Source organism: Vibrio sp. 1562, assembly GCF_033340155.1.
Lineage (GTDB): Bacteria > Pseudomonadota > Gammaproteobacteria > Enterobacterales > Vibrionaceae > Vibrio > Vibrio alginolyticus.
On the sequence record NZ_JAWOVY010000439.1, the window covers coordinates 1 to 650 of the forward strand.

Here is a 650-nt window from a genome sequence, read left to right on the forward strand (position 1 = left end):
CAAACTGATCAGGTCAGGATACGCGGTGCAAAGTGGCTCAAGCAATCGATGTGCCTCTTCGTACGCGCCTTTGTTCATCAGGCTCATCGCGCGAATCATTACTACGACTTCTTCAGAGTTCGAGGTCTCCTCAAGGCAATCAGCAATCGTATTGGCCTCTTGATGACGATGCATCCCCGTCGCCATCAAAGCAATTTCAGCCAACAGCTGGCGTAATTCTCGTTCCATGCATTACACCTTCTGCAGGATCGACTGCATTACATCTTTGATCGCACGAGTGGTGGTTGCGTTGATGTTGTATACCACCGACCATTTGTTGATAGCGTGCTGAAGTTCAGCCAGCTTAGATGGATCGTCCGCGTTGGTTTCTAGATTTTTAATGGCATCGGTGACGGATTTGTTCGCGTCTTTCGCTTGTTGCTCAAGTTTCGTTTTAACGTCATCGAGGTTTACACTGTTGGTCGCATCGTAAAATGACATAGGATTTCCCTTTATTTTTGGTTAGCTTCGTATGCTTCAATCACAACCTGTGCCGCTGTGTATGCTTCATACTGTTTTAGTAGCAATTGATACTGCTGCGGAGGACATCCCAAGTCCAACTGACGCTTTACCGCTGCCTGTGCTTGTAAGAGCTTGCTCTTAATGTTTTG

Annotated in this window: 2 protein-coding genes and 1 pseudogene; all 3 read right to left on the bottom strand. The window is 46.9% G+C overall.

Annotated features, from left to right (window positions below):
- Positions 1–228 (bottom strand): annotated as a pseudogene (vscG, locus tag R7Z49_RS25665) (YscG family type III secretion system chaperone VscG); the annotation flags it as partial.
- Positions 229–231: 3 nt separating this feature from the next.
- Positions 232–480, bottom strand: a complete 249-nt coding sequence (gene vscF, locus R7Z49_RS25670) for a type III secretion system needle filament protein VscF (protein WP_005464566.1) — start codon at positions 478–480, stop codon at positions 232–234.
- Between the two features lie 11 nt (positions 481–491).
- The coding region (locus tag R7Z49_RS25675) for an EscE/YscE/SsaE family type III secretion system needle protein co-chaperone (RefSeq protein ID WP_318112488.1) at positions 492–650 on the bottom strand (159 nt) is incomplete at its 5' end.